This window comes from Streptomyces sp. NPDC005303, assembly GCF_040607335.1.
GTDB lineage: Bacteria > Actinomycetota > Actinomycetes > Streptomycetales > Streptomycetaceae > Streptomyces.
In genome coordinates, this window is sequence record NZ_JBEXGM010000011.1 from 1 (window position 1) to 15,650 (window position 15,650).

Annotated in this window: 16 protein-coding genes and 1 tRNA gene; 8 read left to right on the forward strand and 9 right to left on the reverse strand. The window is 67.8% G+C overall.

Annotation, left to right across the window (positions count from 1 at the left end):
* A partial coding sequence (locus ABZT93_RS17835) for an MBL fold metallo-hydrolase (RefSeq protein ID WP_356105386.1) occupies nt 1-289 on the reverse strand: 289 nt, incomplete at its 3' end.
* 610 nt (nt 290-899) lie between these two features.
* Between ABZT93_RS17835 and ABZT93_RS17840 the strand changes: the two genes are divergently transcribed.
* Entirely contained in the window at nt 900-1,337 is a 438-nt protein-coding gene (locus ABZT93_RS17840; RefSeq protein WP_356105389.1) for a MarR family transcriptional regulator, read from the forward strand.
* A gap of 516 nt (nt 1,338-1,853) precedes the next feature.
* On the opposite strand, the gene ABZT93_RS17845 is transcribed toward ABZT93_RS17840, so the two are convergent.
* On the reverse strand, nt 1,854-1,991 hold the full coding sequence (locus ABZT93_RS17845; RefSeq protein ID WP_356105392.1) for a hypothetical protein: 138 nt from the start codon (nt 1,989-1,991) through the stop codon (nt 1,854-1,856).
* A gap of 133 nt (nt 1,992-2,124) precedes the next feature.
* A tRNA-Leu gene (locus ABZT93_RS17850) sits at nt 2,125-2,211 on the reverse strand.
* Nucleotides 2,212-2,700: 489 nt separating this feature from the next.
* Between ABZT93_RS17850 and ABZT93_RS17855 the strand changes: the two genes are divergently transcribed.
* The 6 genes from ABZT93_RS17855 (at nt 2,701) to pknB (ending at nt 10,878) form a co-directional block, all read left to right on the forward strand.
* On the forward strand, nt 2,701-3,582 hold the full coding sequence (locus tag ABZT93_RS17855) for a DUF3662 and FHA domain-containing protein (protein ID WP_356105395.1): 882 nt from the start codon (nt 2,701-2,703) through the stop codon (nt 3,580-3,582).
* A 10-nt stretch (nt 3,583-3,592) separates the two neighbouring features.
* Nucleotides 3,593-4,105: an FHA domain-containing protein gene (locus ABZT93_RS17860; RefSeq protein ID WP_356105398.1), complete on the forward strand. Its 513-nt coding sequence runs from the start codon at nt 3,593-3,595 to the stop codon at nt 4,103-4,105.
* A 98-nt stretch (nt 4,106-4,203) separates the two neighbouring features.
* On the forward strand, nt 4,204-5,769 hold the full coding sequence (locus tag ABZT93_RS17865) for a Stp1/IreP family PP2C-type Ser/Thr phosphatase (protein WP_356105747.1): 1,566 nt from the start codon (nt 4,204-4,206) through the stop codon (nt 5,767-5,769).
* 27 nt (nt 5,770-5,796) lie between these two features.
* On the forward strand, nt 5,797-7,242 hold the full coding sequence (locus tag ABZT93_RS17870) for an FtsW/RodA/SpoVE family cell cycle protein (protein ID WP_356105401.1): 1,446 nt from the start codon (nt 5,797-5,799) through the stop codon (nt 7,240-7,242).
* Nucleotides 7,239-8,711 (forward strand): penicillin-binding protein 2, encoded by a 1,473-nt coding sequence (locus ABZT93_RS17875; RefSeq protein WP_356105403.1) that lies wholly within the window; start codon nt 7,239-7,241, stop codon nt 8,709-8,711. Before ABZT93_RS17870 ends, ABZT93_RS17875 begins: the two co-directional genes overlap by 4 nt.
* Nucleotides 8,712-8,880: 169 nt before the next feature.
* Nucleotides 8,881-10,878 carry a Stk1 family PASTA domain-containing Ser/Thr kinase gene (gene pknB / locus ABZT93_RS17880; RefSeq protein WP_356105406.1) on the forward strand — a complete coding sequence of 666 codons (1,998 nt, stop codon included), beginning with the start codon at nt 8,881-8,883 and terminating at the stop codon, nt 10,876-10,878.
* Between the two features lie 124 nt (nt 10,879-11,002).
* On the opposite strand, the gene ABZT93_RS17885 is transcribed toward pknB, so the two are convergent.
* The 6 genes from ABZT93_RS17885 to ABZT93_RS17910 are packed head-to-tail and all read right to left on the reverse strand — an operon-like array spanning nt 11,003 to nt 15,242.
* Nucleotides 11,003-11,740, reverse strand: coding sequence for a class E sortase (locus tag ABZT93_RS17885; RefSeq protein ID WP_356105409.1), 738 nt, complete (start codon nt 11,738-11,740; stop codon nt 11,003-11,005).
* 13 nt (nt 11,741-11,753) lie between these two features.
* Nucleotides 11,754-12,887, reverse strand: coding sequence for a class E sortase (locus tag ABZT93_RS17890; protein WP_356105412.1), 1,134 nt, complete (start codon nt 12,885-12,887; stop codon nt 11,754-11,756).
* Nucleotides 12,884-13,522: an aminodeoxychorismate/anthranilate synthase component II gene (locus ABZT93_RS17895; RefSeq protein WP_356105415.1), complete on the reverse strand. Its 639-nt coding sequence runs from the start codon at nt 13,520-13,522 to the stop codon at nt 12,884-12,886. The genes ABZT93_RS17890 and ABZT93_RS17895 overlap by 4 nt, the downstream gene beginning before the upstream one ends.
* Nucleotides 13,519-13,680 (reverse strand): hypothetical protein, encoded by a 162-nt coding sequence (locus ABZT93_RS17900; protein ID WP_155057297.1) that lies wholly within the window; start codon nt 13,678-13,680, stop codon nt 13,519-13,521. Before ABZT93_RS17900 ends, ABZT93_RS17895 begins: the two co-directional genes overlap by 4 nt.
* Before the next feature lie 53 nt (nt 13,681-13,733).
* Nucleotides 13,734-14,435, reverse strand: a complete 702-nt coding sequence (locus ABZT93_RS17905) for a class E sortase (protein WP_356105417.1) — start codon at nt 14,433-14,435, stop codon at nt 13,734-13,736.
* Nucleotides 14,436-14,462: 27 nt separating this feature from the next.
* Entirely contained in the window at nt 14,463-15,242 is a 780-nt protein-coding gene (locus ABZT93_RS17910) for a DUF881 domain-containing protein (protein ID WP_356105420.1), read from the reverse strand.
* A 140-nt stretch (nt 15,243-15,382) separates the two neighbouring features.
* Between ABZT93_RS17910 and crgA the strand changes: the two genes are divergently transcribed.
* Nucleotides 15,383-15,637 carry a cell division protein CrgA gene (gene crgA, locus ABZT93_RS17915; protein WP_020119474.1) on the forward strand — a complete coding sequence of 85 codons (255 nt, stop codon included), beginning with the start codon at nt 15,383-15,385 and terminating at the stop codon, nt 15,635-15,637.
* The last annotated feature ends 13 nt before the right edge of the window (nt 15,638-15,650 follow it).

Here is a 15,650-nt window from a genome sequence, read left to right on the forward strand (position 1 = left end):
GCTGGATGTGCTCGATGACGATCGGGGTGGCGACGAACTTCGCCTCGGGGAAGGCGTCGGCGATCACCTCGGCGCCGAAGTAGAAGTCGGGGTCGCCGTGGGAGACGAAGACGGTGGTCAGCGTCTTGCCGGAGTCGAGGATCTCGGCGACCAGACGGTGTCCGTCGGCGCGGGTGAAGGCCGCGTCCACCAGCAGGGCCTCGCTCTCGCCGGTGACGAGGGTGGCCGTCTTGTTCCTGGATCCGGCCGGGAAGTCGAGATCGAGGACTTTGAAGGAGAGAGTGCTCATGCGTGCTTCCTCGGGTGAAGGGTGACGGTCGGAGAAATCGCCTCGCGGCGAGGTGTACGACGTGAACCGGATCGAGGTGGGCAGCCCGTGGCGAGCAGGGGTTCAACCTTGAGTGCCCGGCTGGTCGATCGGGTGGAGGCTGAGGACGTGGGGTCGGGCGAGTCGGCGCCGTGTACATCGGCGATGTAGAGGCTGAGGCGGGCCTTGTAACGGTCGAGGGCAGCGCGGCTTCTTCTCGAACGCGTTCTTGAGGCAGTCGTCCTGCCCGGACCTGTCACCACCGGTGAAGACGACGTGCCGGCCGCCTTCGGCCACGGCCCGCCGGTACAGCGCCCGCAACTGGGCCTCCTTGTCAGAGCCGGTCCGCTCGGCGGTGGAGGAGGTGGCGGCGTCGGCCGAAGTGGGCGCGCCGCGGACAGGCCGGACGCGAGGACGTCGTCCATGGGAGCTACGACGCCGAAGGCGGCCAGGACGCGCTTTCCCATGGGACGGACTCCACATCTGTGGGGTGGACACGGCGAAGTATCTGCCAACGCAGACAATATATCTGCCACAACAGATATTGCAACGGCAGATTCTTCCGCACACGCCCTTCTGTCATCCTTGAGGAGTGAACGAGCAACTGCTGAACGACGACGACGTGACACTCTTCGGTCTCTTCGTGGAGGCCCACAGCCGTATCAAGCCCCTGGTGAACCGCGATCTCGAGATACCGCACACCTGGTTCGAAGTGCTGCTGCGACTGGGCCGCACCCCCGGCCACCAGCTCCGCATGACGGACCTCGCAGAGGCCGTGTCCTTCAGCTCGGGCGGCTTCACCCGGCTCGCCGACCGCATGGAAAAGGAAGGACTCATCCGCCGCGACCCCGATCCTGCCGACCGACGAGCCGCACTCGCCGTACTGACCGACAAGGGCGGTCAGGCGCTCGACCACGCACTGACCGCCCACGTCTCCCACCTGCGCAACCACCTCGCCGGACCACTCTCAGCCGAGGACCGCCGCCACCTCGGGCGCATCCTGCGCACGCTCCGCGACGCGAACGCGTAAGTTCCTGCCCTTGATCCGGATCACCGTCGCGGGCTTCGGACGCCGCCAGAGCCTGCCCCTGGCTCCATCAGGCGTTTCTGATCCCTGGCCGTGAGGTGTGTACGACTGGATCATCTGGGTTGTGGGGGCTGACAAGGCGGCGCGACGGCACCATCGGCCACCGCGCTTCGGCTCAGCCGGGCACGAGCCTGACACCGACACAGGCCGTGTGGTGCGCCGCAGCTCCGGTGATCTCCACAGCGCTGTAGGTGTAGCAGTTCGCTGAGTCGGCACTCCAACTGTGCTCTGTGGATTGAACGGTCGCGAGCAAGCGCCTGAGAGATCGCCTGCTCCAAGTACTCCTCGGGAGTCTGCCGCTCCGCTGCCGCCAACCTCTGGATCCGCTCCTGAACCTCCTCACTCATGGGGATGCTCGTGAGGTACTTCCGTCGGACCCCGGAAAGAGGGTGCAGAGCACATCGATGGAGAGTGCGTCCTCCAATCGTCTCCAGATCTTTCTCACGCTCTGCGTTCGTTCTAGGCGGTCACCAGCACCACGAGCCGTTTCCGATCTCCCGCAGCCGCCATCAGCAGGTCGCTCTCCTGCTGTGCGGCCTTGAGCTCGGCGGCGTCGACGGTGCGGGTCAGGGCGATCTCAATGACATGCACGGTCACTGTTCGCTCTCCCGGCTGGGGGTTCGGGTCGGCCGTGAGATACCTCACCGCCGGGGCCCTGTCACGACAACGAGGAACGGGCCCCCACCGGTGACTTTCGTCACTGGTGAAGACCCGTTCCGTCGGTTCTTCATGGTGCGCGAGGGGGGAGTTGAACCCCCACGCCCTTTCGGGCACTGGAACCTGAATCCAGCGCGTCTGCCTATTCCGCCACCCGCGCATTGGGTGTGTCCTCGGGCCCCTCGCCTTGCGGTGCGGCGCCTTCCGACACGCAGAACATTAGCACGCTGGAGAGGGTGGGTTCACATCCCATATCCGCGGGCAGCCGCCCACCAGCGGCTTGGGAAGCGGCCCCCCGAACCGGGGTTCCGACGGGCACTTATCGACCTGCGCCGGTGCACGTATCAACTTGTGCTGGTTCACGTATCAACCTCGTACCGGTAGCACCCGTCTCCCCAGGACAGGTAGGGGTCCACAGCCAGGTGCGGGACACTGGTCTGCGGCCGCCTCTACGATCCTTGACAGAGGAGTTGGACAGCGGAGTTCGAAGTGGAGCTCCACAGGGAACTTCGGAGGCGTCGACACCCGTCGACCGTGCCGACAGGGGGAACCACCCGATTCACCGGCGCGTGGATACGATCAGTAAGCAGTACCAGGTAAGCAGCAGCCGGCGCAGTACCCAGGACGGCAAGGACGGAGGAGGTGCCTCATGGGAGTCCTGAAGAAGTTCGAGCAGCGTCTCGAAGGTCTGGTCAACGGCACCTTCGCCAAGGTGTTCAAGTCCGAGGTCCAGCCCGTGGAGATCGCGGGCGCGCTCCAGCGGGAGTGCGACAACAACGCGACCATCTGGAACCGCGACCGCACGGTCGTACCCAATGACTTCATCGTGGAGCTGAGCACGCCGGACTTCGAGCGGCTCAGCCCCTACTCGGGCCAGCTCGGCGACGAGCTCGCCGGCATGGTGAGCGACTACGCCAAGCAGCAGCGCTACACCTTCATGGGCCCGATCAAGGTCAATCTGGAGAAGGCGGACGACCTCGACACCGGTCTGTACCGGGTGCGCAGCCGTACGCTCGCCTCCTCCACCAACCAGCAGGCCCCCGGACCCGCGGCTCCGGCCGGCCGGGGCGGCGCACCGGGCCCGGGAGCCGGCTACGGCTACCCGCCGGCCGCTCCGGCGGGCGCCCCGCCCATGCCGGCCGCCCCGCCACCCGGTCGCGGCGCCCCCGGCGGCTACGGCTATCCGCAGCCGGCCCAGGCCCAGCGCCCCGGCGCCGGCGGCCCGGTCGGCGCGCCCGCGCCGGGCTCCCGTACCCGCCACTGGATCGAGATCAACGGCACCCGCCATCAGATCTCCCGCGCCACGCTGGTGCTGGGCCGCAGCACCGAAGCCGACGTGCGGATCGACGACCCCGGCGTCTCGCGCCGGCACTGTGAGATCCGGACCGGAACGCCCTCGACGATCCAGGATCTCGGGTCCACCAACGGCATCGTGGTGGACGGGCAGCACACCACCCGCGCTACGCTCCGCGACGGCTCGCGGATCGTCGTGGGCAGTACCACCATCATTTACCGGCAAGCCGAAGGGTGAAGCGGGGGCAATGTCAGAGCTGACCCTCACGGTCATGCGGCTGGGTTTCCTGGCCGTACTGTGGCTGTTCGTGATCGTGGCCGTGCAGGTCATCCGCAGCGACCTGTTCGGTACGCGCGTCACCCAGCGCGGCTCGCGCCGGGAAGCCGGGCGGGCCCAGCAGTCCCAACGGCAGGCGCCCCCGCAGCAGCGCCAGCAGCCGGCCGCCGGGGGCCGCCAGCGCCGTAACGCCCCCACCAAGCTCGTCGTGTCCGAGGGCACCCTCACCGGCACCACCGTCGCGCTGCAGGGGCAGACCATCACGCTGGGCCGGGCACACGACAGCACCATCGTGCTGGACGACGACTACGCCTCCAGCCGCCATGCCAGGATCTACCCGGACCGCGACGGCAACTGGATCGTCGAGGACCTGGGCTCGACGAACGGCACGTATCTCGACCGATCGCGGCTGACGACCCCGACACCGATTCCGCTGGGCGCGGCGATCCGCATCGGCAAGACCGTCATCGAGCTGCGGAAGTAGTGCTACATCATGAATAGGCGCGAGCGGAGCGAGCACGCGGTGTGGGCCCCCACCCCGGGCCCCGGCGCGCTCCCGACCGGAGGGTGGGCACCGTGCGGATGTACCCGGAGCCGACAGGCGAGGTGCGCATGAGTCTGTCACTGCGCTTCGCCGCCGGATCGCACAAAGGCATGATCCGGGAGGGCAACGAGGACTCCGGATACGCCGGGCCCCGCCTGCTCGCCATCGCCGACGGCATGGGCGGCGCCGCCGCCGGCGAGGTCGCCTCCTCCGAGGCCATCTCCACCATCGTCGCCCTCGACGACGACGTCCCCGGCTCCGACGTCCTCACCTCGCTCGGCGTGGCCGTCCAGCGCGCCAACGACCAGCTGCGCTCCATGGTCGAGGACGACCCCCAGCTCGAAGGCATGGGGACCACACTGACCGCCCTGCTGTGGACGGGCCAGCGGCTCGGCCTCGTGCACGTCGGCGACTCGCGCGCGTACCTGCTGCGCGACGGTGTCCTCACGCAGATCACGCAGGACCACACCTGGGTGCAGCGCCTGGTCGACGAGGGCCGCATCACCGAGGAAGAGGCCACCACCCACCCCCAACGCTCCCTGCTGATGCGAGCGTTGGGCAGCGGCGAACACGTCGAGCCCGACCTCTCCATCCGCGAGGTCCGCGCCGGCGACCGCTACCTGATCTGCTCCGACGGCCTCTCCGGCGTGGTCTCCCACCAGACCCTGGAAGACACCCTCGCCAGCTATCAGGGCCCCCAGGAGACCGTGCAGGAGCTCATCCAGCTCGCACTGCGCGGTGGCGGCCCTGACAACATCACGGTCATCGTGGCCGACGTCCTGGACCTGGACACCGGGGACACCCTCGCCGGGCAGCTCTCCGACACCCCGGTCGTGGTCGGCGCGGTCGCCGAGAACCAGCACCAGCTGCACGACAACGGCATCATGCAGACCCCCGCGGGCCGCGCCTCCGGGCTCGGCCGCCAGGGCCACGGGCAGGGCGGGGGCGGCGACTTCGGGCCGTCCAACCCCTCCGACACCACCGGCTACATCCCCGCGGGCAGCTTCGGCGACTACTCCGACGACGACTTCGTCAAGCCTCGCAAGAGCCGCAAGTGGCTGAAGAGATCCTTCTACTCGGTCCTCGCGCTCGCCGTCATCGGCGGCGGCCTGTACGGCGGCTGGCGCTGGACGCAGACCCAGTACTACGTCGGCACCAACGGCGAGCACGTCGCGCTGTACCGGGGCATCAGCCAGGACCTGGCGTGGGTCTCGCTCTCGAAGGTGTCCAAGGACCACCCCGAGATCGAACTCAAGTACCTGCCGCCGTACCAGCAGAAGTCGGTCGAGGGCACCATCGCCGAGGGCGACCTGAAGACGGCCCAGAAGAAGATCGACGAACTGGGCGTCCAGGCCTCCGCGTGCAAGAAGCAGGCCGAGGCTCAGGCCACGGAGAGCAACAAGAACTCCAAGACTGGCGAGGGCGAGGCCGGCGGCACCACGGGAACCACTCGGTCCTCCCTGACGTCAAAGGCCACACCGACCCCGACGAGCACGACCTCCCCGTCCCCGAGCGCTTCCGCATCCCCGAAGCCCACTCCCACCCCCGGCCCCACCCTCTCGGACGAGGAGAAGCAGGTCGTCGGGAACTGCGGAACGCAGTAGGCAAGCCGTGAGAGGCCCTGGCACACGATGAGCAGCAGTACTTCGAACACGTCGACGCACCACACGTCCACGATCGGCGCGATCGGCGCTCCGAGCCGTCGCAACACCGAGCTGGCGCTGCTGGTGTTCGCCGTCCTCATCCCGGTCTTCGCCTACGCCAACGTGGGCCTGGCCATCGACGACCAGGTCCCGACCGGGCTGCTGAGCTACGGCCTGGGCCTCGGTCTGCTGGCCGGCGTCGCCCATCTCGCCGTACGAAAGTTCGCCCCGTACGCGGACCCGCTGATGCTGCCGCTGGCCACCCTGCTCAACGGCCTCGGACTCGTCGCGATCTGGCGCCTCGACCAGTCCAAGCTGCTGCAGCAGATCGGCCAGGCCGGCGGCAAGGCCACCAACCAGCTGATCTACACGGCGATGGGCATCGCCCTGTTCGCCGTCGTCCTGGTCTTCCTCAAGGACCACCGGGTCCTGCAGCGCTACACCTACATCTCCATGGTCGGCGCACTGGTCCTGCTGCTCCTCCCGCTGGTCCCGGGCCTCGGCGCCAACATCACCTACGGCGCCAAGATCTGGATCCAGGTCGGCAGCTTCACCATCCAGCCCGGAGAGTTCGCCAAGATCGTCCTGGCGATCTTCTTCGCCGGCTACCTGATGGTGAAGCGCGACGCGCTCGCCCTCGCCAGCCGCCGCTTCATGGGCCTGTACCTGCCGCGCGGCCGCGACCTCGGCCCGATCATCGTCGTCTGGATGATCTCGATCCTCATCCTGGTGTTCGAGACCGACCTCGGTACCTCGCTGCTGTTCTTCGGCATGTTCATCGTCATGCTGTACGTCGCCACCGAGCGGACCAGCTGGATCTTCTTCGGTCTGCTGATGTCCGCGGCCGGCGCCGTCGGCGTGGCCAGCTTCGAACCGCACGTCCAGCAGCGCGTCCAGGCCTGGCTCGACCCGATGAAGGAGTACACGCTCTCCCGGCAGAACGTCGTCGGCCACTCCGAGCAGTCCATGCAGGCCCTGTGGGCCTTCGGTTCCGGCGGCACCCTCGGCACCGGCTGGGGCCAGGGCCACTCCGAGCTGATCCGCTTCGCCGCCAACTCCGACTTCATCCTCGCCACCTTCGGCGAGGAACTGGGCCTCGCCGGCATCATGGCGATCCTGCTCATCTACGGCCTGATCGTGGAGCGCGGTGTCCGCACCGCCCTCGCCGCCCGCGACCCCTTCGGCAAGCTGCTCGCCATCGGCCTGTCCGGCGCCTTCGCGCTCCAGGTCTTCGTGGTGGCCGGCGGTGTGATGGGCCTGATCCCCCTGACCGGTATGACGATGCCCTTCCTCGCGTACGGCGGCTCCTCCGTCATCGCCAACTGGGCCCTCATCGGCATCCTGATCAGAATCAGCGACACCGCACGCCGCCCGGCGCCCGCCCCCGCCCCCAGCCCCGACGCCGAGATGACCCAGGTGGTCCGCCCGTCATGAACAAGCCCCTGCGCCGGATCGCGCTCTTCTGCGGTCTCCTGGTCCTGGCCCTGCTCATCCGCGACAACTGGCTCCAGTACGTCAAGGCCGACAGCCTCCGCGAGGACCCGGCCAACCGCCGGGTGCTGATCGCGCGGTACGCCACGCCCCGCGGCGACATCATCGTCGACGGCAAGTCGATCACCGGGCACGCGGAGACCACGTCGGGCGACTTCAAGTACAAGCGCACCTACAAGGACGGCGCGATGTGGGCGCCGGTCACGGGCTTCGTCTCGCAGTCCTACGGCGCCACCCAGCTGGAGTCCCTCGAGGACGGCATCCTCACCGGCAACGACGACCGGCTCTTCTTCCGCAACACCCTCGACATGCTCACCGGCAAGCCGAAGGAGGGCGGCAACGTCGTCACCACCCTCAGCGCCGCCGCGCAGAAGGCCGCCTACGACGGTCTGAAGAAGCGGGGCGCCAAGGGAGCGGTCGCCGCCATCGAGCCGTCCACCGGCAAGATCCTGGCGCTGGCCTCGTACCCGTCGTACGACCCCTCGACGATCGCCGGTGGCAGCGACTCCGACGCGGAGGCGTGGAAGAAGCTCGACAAGAAGAGCAACCCCGACGACCCGATGCTGAACCGGGCGCTGCGCGAGGTCTACCCGCCCGGCTCCACCTTCAAGGTCGTCACCGCGGCCGCGGCACTGCAGAACGGCCTGTACAAGACGGCCGACGAGAAGACCGACTCACCGCTGCCCTGGACGATGCCCGGGACCACGACCCAGCTGAAGAACGAGGGCAGCATCCCCTGCAAGAACGCCACCCTGCGGGTCGCGCTGCAGTACTCGTGCAACACCGTCTTCGGCAAGGTCGGCTCCGACCTCGGCAACGACAAGATGCTCGAGGAAGCCAAGAAGTTCGGCTTCACCGAGGAGCAGTTCACTCCGGTCCGCTCCAGCGCACCGGTCTTCTCCGACGACATGAACCCCTCGCAGACCGCGCTGTCCTCCATCGGCCAGTACAACACCGCCGCGACCCCGCTCCAGATGGCCATGGTCGCCTCGGCCGTCGCCAACAACGGCACCCTGATGAAGCCGTACATGGTCGACTCCCTCCAGGCCCCGAACCTGGACACCCTGGAGAAGACCGAGCCGGAGAAGATGAGCGAGCCGCTGTCCGCGGAGAACGCCCAGATCCTCCAGTCGATGATGGAGACCGTCGTCCAGAAGGGCACCGGCACCACGGCCCAGATCGACGGCGTCACCGTCGGCGGCAAGACCGGTACCGCCCAGCACGGCGAGAACAACAGCAAGAACCCCTACGCCTGGTTCATCTCGTACGCCAAGGTCGGCGACAGCGCGCCGGTCGCCGTCGCCGTCGTCGTCCAGGACGACAAGGCGGTCCGCGAGAACATCTCCGGCAGCGGTCTCGCGGCGCCCATCGCCAAGAGCGTCATGGAGGCGGTCATCGACTCCAAGAAGTGACCCCGATCACGTCACCTCCACATCGATGCACGTTGCGATACCGGTCCTGTATCGGGTGACGCACTTGGCCAGGTCACACAAAGCTAGCCGGGTACGGTAGGCCCGGAGTGCAGCCTCCGACCGCACACACGTGCCGGTCGGGACCGACGGAGAGGGCTGGTAGGAAGCTATGGAAGAGCCGCGTCGCCTCGGCGGCCGGTACGAGCTGGGCCAGGTGCTCGGCCGTGGTGGCATGGCGGAGGTCTACCTCGCCATGGACACGCGCCTCGGCCGCACCGTGGCGGTGAAGACGCTGCGCGCGGACCTCGCGCGCGACCCGTCCTTCCAGGCCCGGTTCCGCCGGGAGGCCCAGTCGGCCGCCTCGCTCAACCATCCCGCGATCGTGGCGGTCTACGACACGGGCGAGGACTACATCGACGGGGTCTCGATCCCGTACATCGTCATGGAGTACGTCGACGGCTCCACGCTCCGCGAACTCCTGCACAGCGGCCGCAAGCTGCTGCCGGAGCGCTCCCTGGAGATGACCATCGGGATCCTCCAGGCGCTGGAGTACTCCCACCGGAGCGGGATCGTCCACCGGGACATCAAGCCGGCCAACGTCATGCTCACGCGCAACGGCCAGGTCAAGGTCATGGACTTCGGCATCGCCCGCGCCATGGGCGACTCCGGCATGACCATGACGCAGACCTCCGCGGTCATCGGCACCGCCCAGTACCTCTCTCCGGAGCAGGCCAAGGGCGAGCAGGTCGACGCGAGGTCGGACCTCTACTCCACCGGCTGTCTCCTCTACGAGCTGCTGACGGTCCGGCCGCCCTTCGTGGGCGACTCCCCGGTGGCCGTCGCGTACCAGCACGTACGCGAGGAGGCGCAGCCCCCGTCGGTCTTCGACCCCGAGATCACGCCCGAGATGGACGCCATCGTCCTCAGGGCCCTGGTCAAGGACCCGAACTACCGCTACCAGTCGGCCGACGAGATGCGCGCCGACATCGAGGCCTGCCTCGACGGCCAGCCGGTCGCGGCCACCGCGGCGATGGGCTCGGTGGGCTACGGCGGCTACCCCGACGACCAGCCGACCACGGCCCTGCGCTCCGACGCGGGCGCCACCACCATGCTGCCGCCGATGAACCCGGACGACGGCGGCTACGGCTTCGACGACCGCCCCGACCGACGCCGCCAGAAGAAGTCGAACACCTCGACGATCCTGCTGGTGGTGGCGGGCGTCCTGGTGCTCGTCGGCGCGATCCTCATCGGCAAGTGGATCTTCAGCGGCGGCGGTGCGGCCAACGACACGGTGCCCGTACCGAACCTGGTCAGCCAGTCACGGGCCGACGCGGAGAACCTTCTGACCAACAGCGATCTCAAGCTGGGTACCGTCACCAAGAAGGCCTGCGAAGACCAAAGTACGGGCAAGGTCTGTGAGCAGGACCCAGCCCAGGGAACCAAGGTCGACAAGAACTCCACCGTCAGCATCGTGATCTCCACCGGGGCACCCAAGGTGGCCGTCCCCAGCGTCCTCGGTCAGGACGTCGACAAGGCCACGGAGACGCTGGAGGGCGACAAGTACCAGTTCGTCGTCAAGACCAAGCAGAAGGTGTCCACCGAACAGGCGGGCACCGTGCTGGAGCAGGACCCGCCGCTGGGTGCGGAGGTGGAGAAGGGGTCCGACATCACCCTCACCATCGCCAAGGCCGAGGAGAAGTCCACGGTCCCGGACGTCATCGACCGCTCCTGTGACGACGCCAAGGCACAGATGCAGGCGAACAACCTCGTCGGCAACTGCACCGAGGTGGAGACCGACGACACCAACCAGATCGGCAAGGTCATCTCGACCACGCCGTCGGCCGGCGCCCAGGCCGACAAGGGCTCGTCGGTCAACATCCAGATCGGCAAGCCGAAGGACAAGACCGAGGTCCCGGACGTCAGGGGCCGCACGGTCGCCCAGGCCAGGCAGATCCTCAACAACGCCGGCTTCACGAACATCCAGTTCGCGAACGGCAGCGACCAGAGCGACACCGCGGTCGTCGCCCAGCAGGACCCGGGCGGCGGCAACGAGGTCGACGACCCGGGCCAGACCCAGATCAACCTGACCACCGTGAGCTTCGGCAACGGGGGCAACAACAACGGCGGCAACAACGGCGGAGGCATCTTCGGAGGCGCCGGAGGCTGACCCCCGCCTGCACCCCAGCACGAAGGAAGAGCCGGACCCCGTGCGGGGTCCGGCTCTTCTCGTCTGGAGGCGCACAGAGGCCCGTGGCCGCAAGAGCAACTTGCGGCTACGGGCCTTCTCCGTGCTAGGTCAGTTCCTTCGGCAACGTCCGCTCGCTGTCCACCTTCTCCGTGCGGACCAACTCCCCCCACACCACATACCGGTACCGCGACGTGTACACCGGCGTGCACGTCGTCAGGGTGATGTAGTGGCCGGCCTTCTTCTTGCCGGACTCCGCGGGGATCTGGCCGAGGACCTTGACGTTGTACTTCGAGGTCTCGGGCAGGACGGCGAAGACCTTGTAGACGTACCACTCGTCCTTGGTCTCGAAGACGATCGGATCGCCCTTCTCGACCTTGTCGATGTTGTGGAACTTCGCCCCGTGGCCGTCGCGGTGGGCCGCGAGGGAGAAGTTGCCGGTCTTGCCGCTGGTGGGGAGCGTGGCCTTGACCGGGTCCGTGTAGTAGCCGGCGACACCGTCGTTGAGGATCTTCGTCGAGGTGCCCTTCTCGACCAGGACCTCGCCGTTCTTCATCGCGGGGACGTGCAGGAAGCCGATGCCGTTCTTGGTGTCCAGCGCGCCGGGGCCGCCGGTGGTCCTCTCGGTCCAGGCGTCGCGCACCTTGTCGGCCTGTTTGTCAGCCGCGCGGTCGGCGACGACGTTCGTCCACCACAGCGAGTAGACGACGAACAGGCCCAGCACCAGGCCTGCCGTGATGAGGAGTTCACCGAAGACGCTGACCGCCATGGCGATCCGGCCGGTGCCGCGGCGACGCGGCGCGGGGCTGCCGGTGTGCTGCTCTTGCTCTGTGGTCGCTGCCACTGGTCATCTGCCCTTACTGGACGAGCGCATCCGGCTTGCCCTTGCTGCGCGGCCGTTCCTCGACCATCTTGCCCCAGACGATCAACCGGTACTTGCTGGTGAACTCAGGCGTGCAGGTGGTGAGCGTGATGTAGCGGCCGGCCGAGGTGAAGCCGGATCCCTTGGGGATGGGGTCGATCACGCTCGTGTTGCTCGGAGACGTCACCGGCAGCGTCGAGGTCATCTTGTAGACGTAGTACTCGTCCTGCGTCTCGACGACGATCGCGTCACCCGGCGAGAGCTTGTTGATGTAACGGAAGGGCTCGCCGTGCGTGTTGCGGTGCCCGGCCAGCGCGAAGTTGCCGGCCTTGGCGTCGGGCATCGCCGTCTTCAGCGCGCCCTCGCCGTAGTGCCCGACCATGCCCTTGTCGAGGACCTTCTTGTTGCTGACGCCCTCGGCTATCGGCACCACCACGTCCAGCTTGGGGATGTGCAGCAGAGCGAAACCCTGGCCCGGCTCGAAGGTGCCCGGAGCGCCCTTCCCGCTCGCCCAGTCGTTCTGGAGGCTGCTCGCCTCCTTGTCCGCCTGCGCGTGCGCCCGGACGTTGGTCCACCACAACTGGTAGCTGACGAACAGCAGCATCAGCACGCCGGTGGTGATGAACACCTCGCCGATCGCCCGGCTCGCGACGACGGCCGGGCCGGGTTTGCGCGCCTTGGCCGCCTTGCGGGCCTCGACACGCGAGAGCGGCTTGCCGTCCGGCGACTCCTGCTCCGGCTGCGGCTCGGGGGCGGCCACACCGCCATGCCGCCCATGACGGCCCTTGGCTGCCTTTCTACGGGCCGCACGGCCGCCCTGTGGGGATCCAGTGGCGGATGTGACGGAAGAGGCCGCAGAAGCGGGTATGGAGGGCGGCGGTGGATCGGGGATCCGCAGCGCGACCGTCTCGTCGTCAGCCGGAGGCACGTACGGCGCCGACGCCCCGCCGAACGACTCCTCGGTGTACGGCTCCTCGGTGTACGACTCCTCGACGTACGGCTCCTCCACGCGGCGCTCTTCGGCGTAGGGAGAAGCGCCGACGGGCCCCCCTGCGTAGGGATCGCCGCCGTAGGACTCGTACGACGCGTCGCCGTACAAGTCCTCGCGCTCGGGGCGCAGGGCCGTCACGCCGTGGCCCTGCCCACCACCGGGGCGAGCCCCGCCGACCTCGCCACCGCGCCCTGATCGCCGCACTCCACCAGCCAGTTGGCCAGCATCAGGTGACCGTGCTCCGTCAGCACGGACTCGGGGTGGAACTGCACGCCCTCGACCGGGAGTTCACGGTGCCTGAGCCCCATGACGATCCCGTCGTGCGTCCGCGCGGTGACCTCCAGCTCGGCCGGGACCGTCGACGGCTCGGCGGCCAGCGAGTGGTACCGGGTCGCCGTGAAGGGAGTGGGCAGCCCGGCGAAGACCCCGCGGCCCTCGTGCTCGACCAGCGATGTCTTGCCGTGCAGCAACTCGGGAGCACGGTCCACGACACCGCCGTACGCCACCTGCATCGACTGCATACCCAGGCAGACGCCGAAGACCGGCACCCCGGTCGCGGCGCAGTGGCGCACCATCTCGATGCAGACCCCGGCCTCCTCAGGCGTACCGGGACCGGGCGAGAGCAGGACGCCGTCGAAGCCGTCCTGGGCGTGCGCCGTAGACACCTCGTCGTTGCGCAGCACCTCGCACTCCGCACCCAGCTGATACAGGTACTGGACCAGGTTGAAGACGAAGCTGTCGTAGTTGTCGACGACGAGAATGCGCGCGCTCACTGGTTGTCCACCGTCACATCGTTGAAGGGCAGCAGCGGTTCGGCCCACGGGAACACGTACTGGAACAGGACGTAGACCACAGCAACGACCAGCATGAGCGAGAGCAGCGCCTTCACCCACGCGTTCCCCGGCAGATGCCGCCAGATCCAGCCGTACATGCCGTCCCTTCCGTCGCACCACGGCACCTACACACACGCCGTACCGCACCAGACTAACGGCGCAGGGCGACAGGCTTGCCGTCCTCCACAGGCTGTGTGGAGTCCAGGTGTGCCCAGACGATCAGCCGGTGACTGTGTCCCCACTCCGGATCGCACGTGGTCAGCGTGAGATAGCGGCCAGGCCGCCTGTACCCGGATTTACGTGGCACAGGATCGATCACCTCAATGTCGGTGGGCACGGTTTTGTAAGGCCCTTTGTCGATCCGATACGTGAACCAGGTCGTCCCGTCGGTCAGGACGACCGCGTCACCATGCCGCAGCCTCGGAAAGTCCTTGAAGGGATCGCCGTAGGTGCGCCGGTGACCAGCGACCGAGAAGTTGCCCTGCTGCCCGAGTCGCGCGGTGTTCGCGTAGTGCCCGAGGCCCTTCTTCAGCGTGCCGACCTCGGTGTCTTCGAGCACGGGCTTGTTCCACGTGAAACCGAGCCGGGGGATGTACATGATCGCGAAGGGCTTCCCGCTGCGGTACGGCGCCGGCTCCGCGGGAGACGGCGATGTCGAGGCAGCCGCGCCGGCCGTCGACCTGGGCTGCCCGACGCTCCCCTTGGCCCACTGGTTCTGTAACTGGTCGATCTGGTCGTCCATGACGGTGTCGGCCTTCACACCCGTCCAGAAGAGCACATAGGCGACGAACAGCACGATCAGGGCGCCGGCGGTGATGCACAGCTCGCTGACGATCCGGACGACGACACGCACCGGCGGCTCCAGAGGCTCACACCGTGCTCACTCCACGGGCTTGGCGTACTGCAGATCCACTGTGCCCGAGTAGCCGGGAAGAGTCACCGTGCCGTCGTCGGCGACATTCCAGCCGAGACCGTAGACGTTGACGTAGACCATGTAGTTCTGGATCGCCTTGGAGTCCGCGAGCGCCTGCTTCAGCCTGCCGGGGTCCCCTACCGCCTGGATCTTGTACGGCGGCGAGTAGACGCGGCCCTGGAGGATCAGGGTGTTGCCGACACAGCGCACGGCACTGGTGGAGATCAGCCGCTGGTCCATGATCTTGATGCCCTGGGCGCCACCCTTCCACAGGGCGTTGACCACGGCCTGCAGGTCCTGCTGGTGGATGACCAGGTAGTCGGGCTGCGGCTCGGGGTAGCCGGGGAGCTTGGCGGTGGCATTCGGCGGGGCGTCGTCGAGTGTGACCGTGACCGCCTTGCCCTTGATCTTCTGGGTGCCCGCCCGGTCCTCCAGGGCGGCGAGCTTGTCGTCTTCGGCCTTGGTGCTGCCGTCGTCGCGCTCGGCGAGCGCCTCGACGTCCCGGCGCAGCGAGCCGTTCGACTCGTCGAGCTCACCGTTGTTGCGGCTGCGCTCCTGGATGAGGTCCGAGAGCTTCAGCATGGAGGCGTCCGTGCGGATGTCGGTGCCCTTGGCCGTGTTGAAACTCGTGAAGAAAATGAGTCCGGCGAGAGCGAAGACACCCACCGTGAGCACCCGAACCGGCCGGAAACCCCGCCTGCGGACAGGACTGGATCCGGACTGGGGAGAGTCGGCAGAATTGCTCAACGTACCCTTATCTCCTTCGGCGCCGCGGAAGCACTACGCTAACGGACGCCCGGGGGAGCACTCAGTGTCCCCTTGTACGCTGCCCCGAGCCCGACCAGTTACCTGCGCGGCCACGCAGCGCATCGACAGGAGAGACCCTCGTGCCGAAGTCACGTATCCGCAAGAAGGCCGACTACACGCCGCCCCCGGCGAAGCAGGCGACCGCCATCAAGCTCAACAGCCGCGCCTGGGTCGCCCCTGTGATGCTGGCCATGTTCCTCATCGGGCTCGCCTGGATCGTCGTCTTCTATGTGACCGACGGCTCACTGCCCATCGATGCCCTGGACAACTGGAACATCGTGGTGGGCTTCGGTTTCATCGCCGCCGGATTCGGCGTCTCCACCCAGTGGAAGTAGCTCTCCCCAGGGG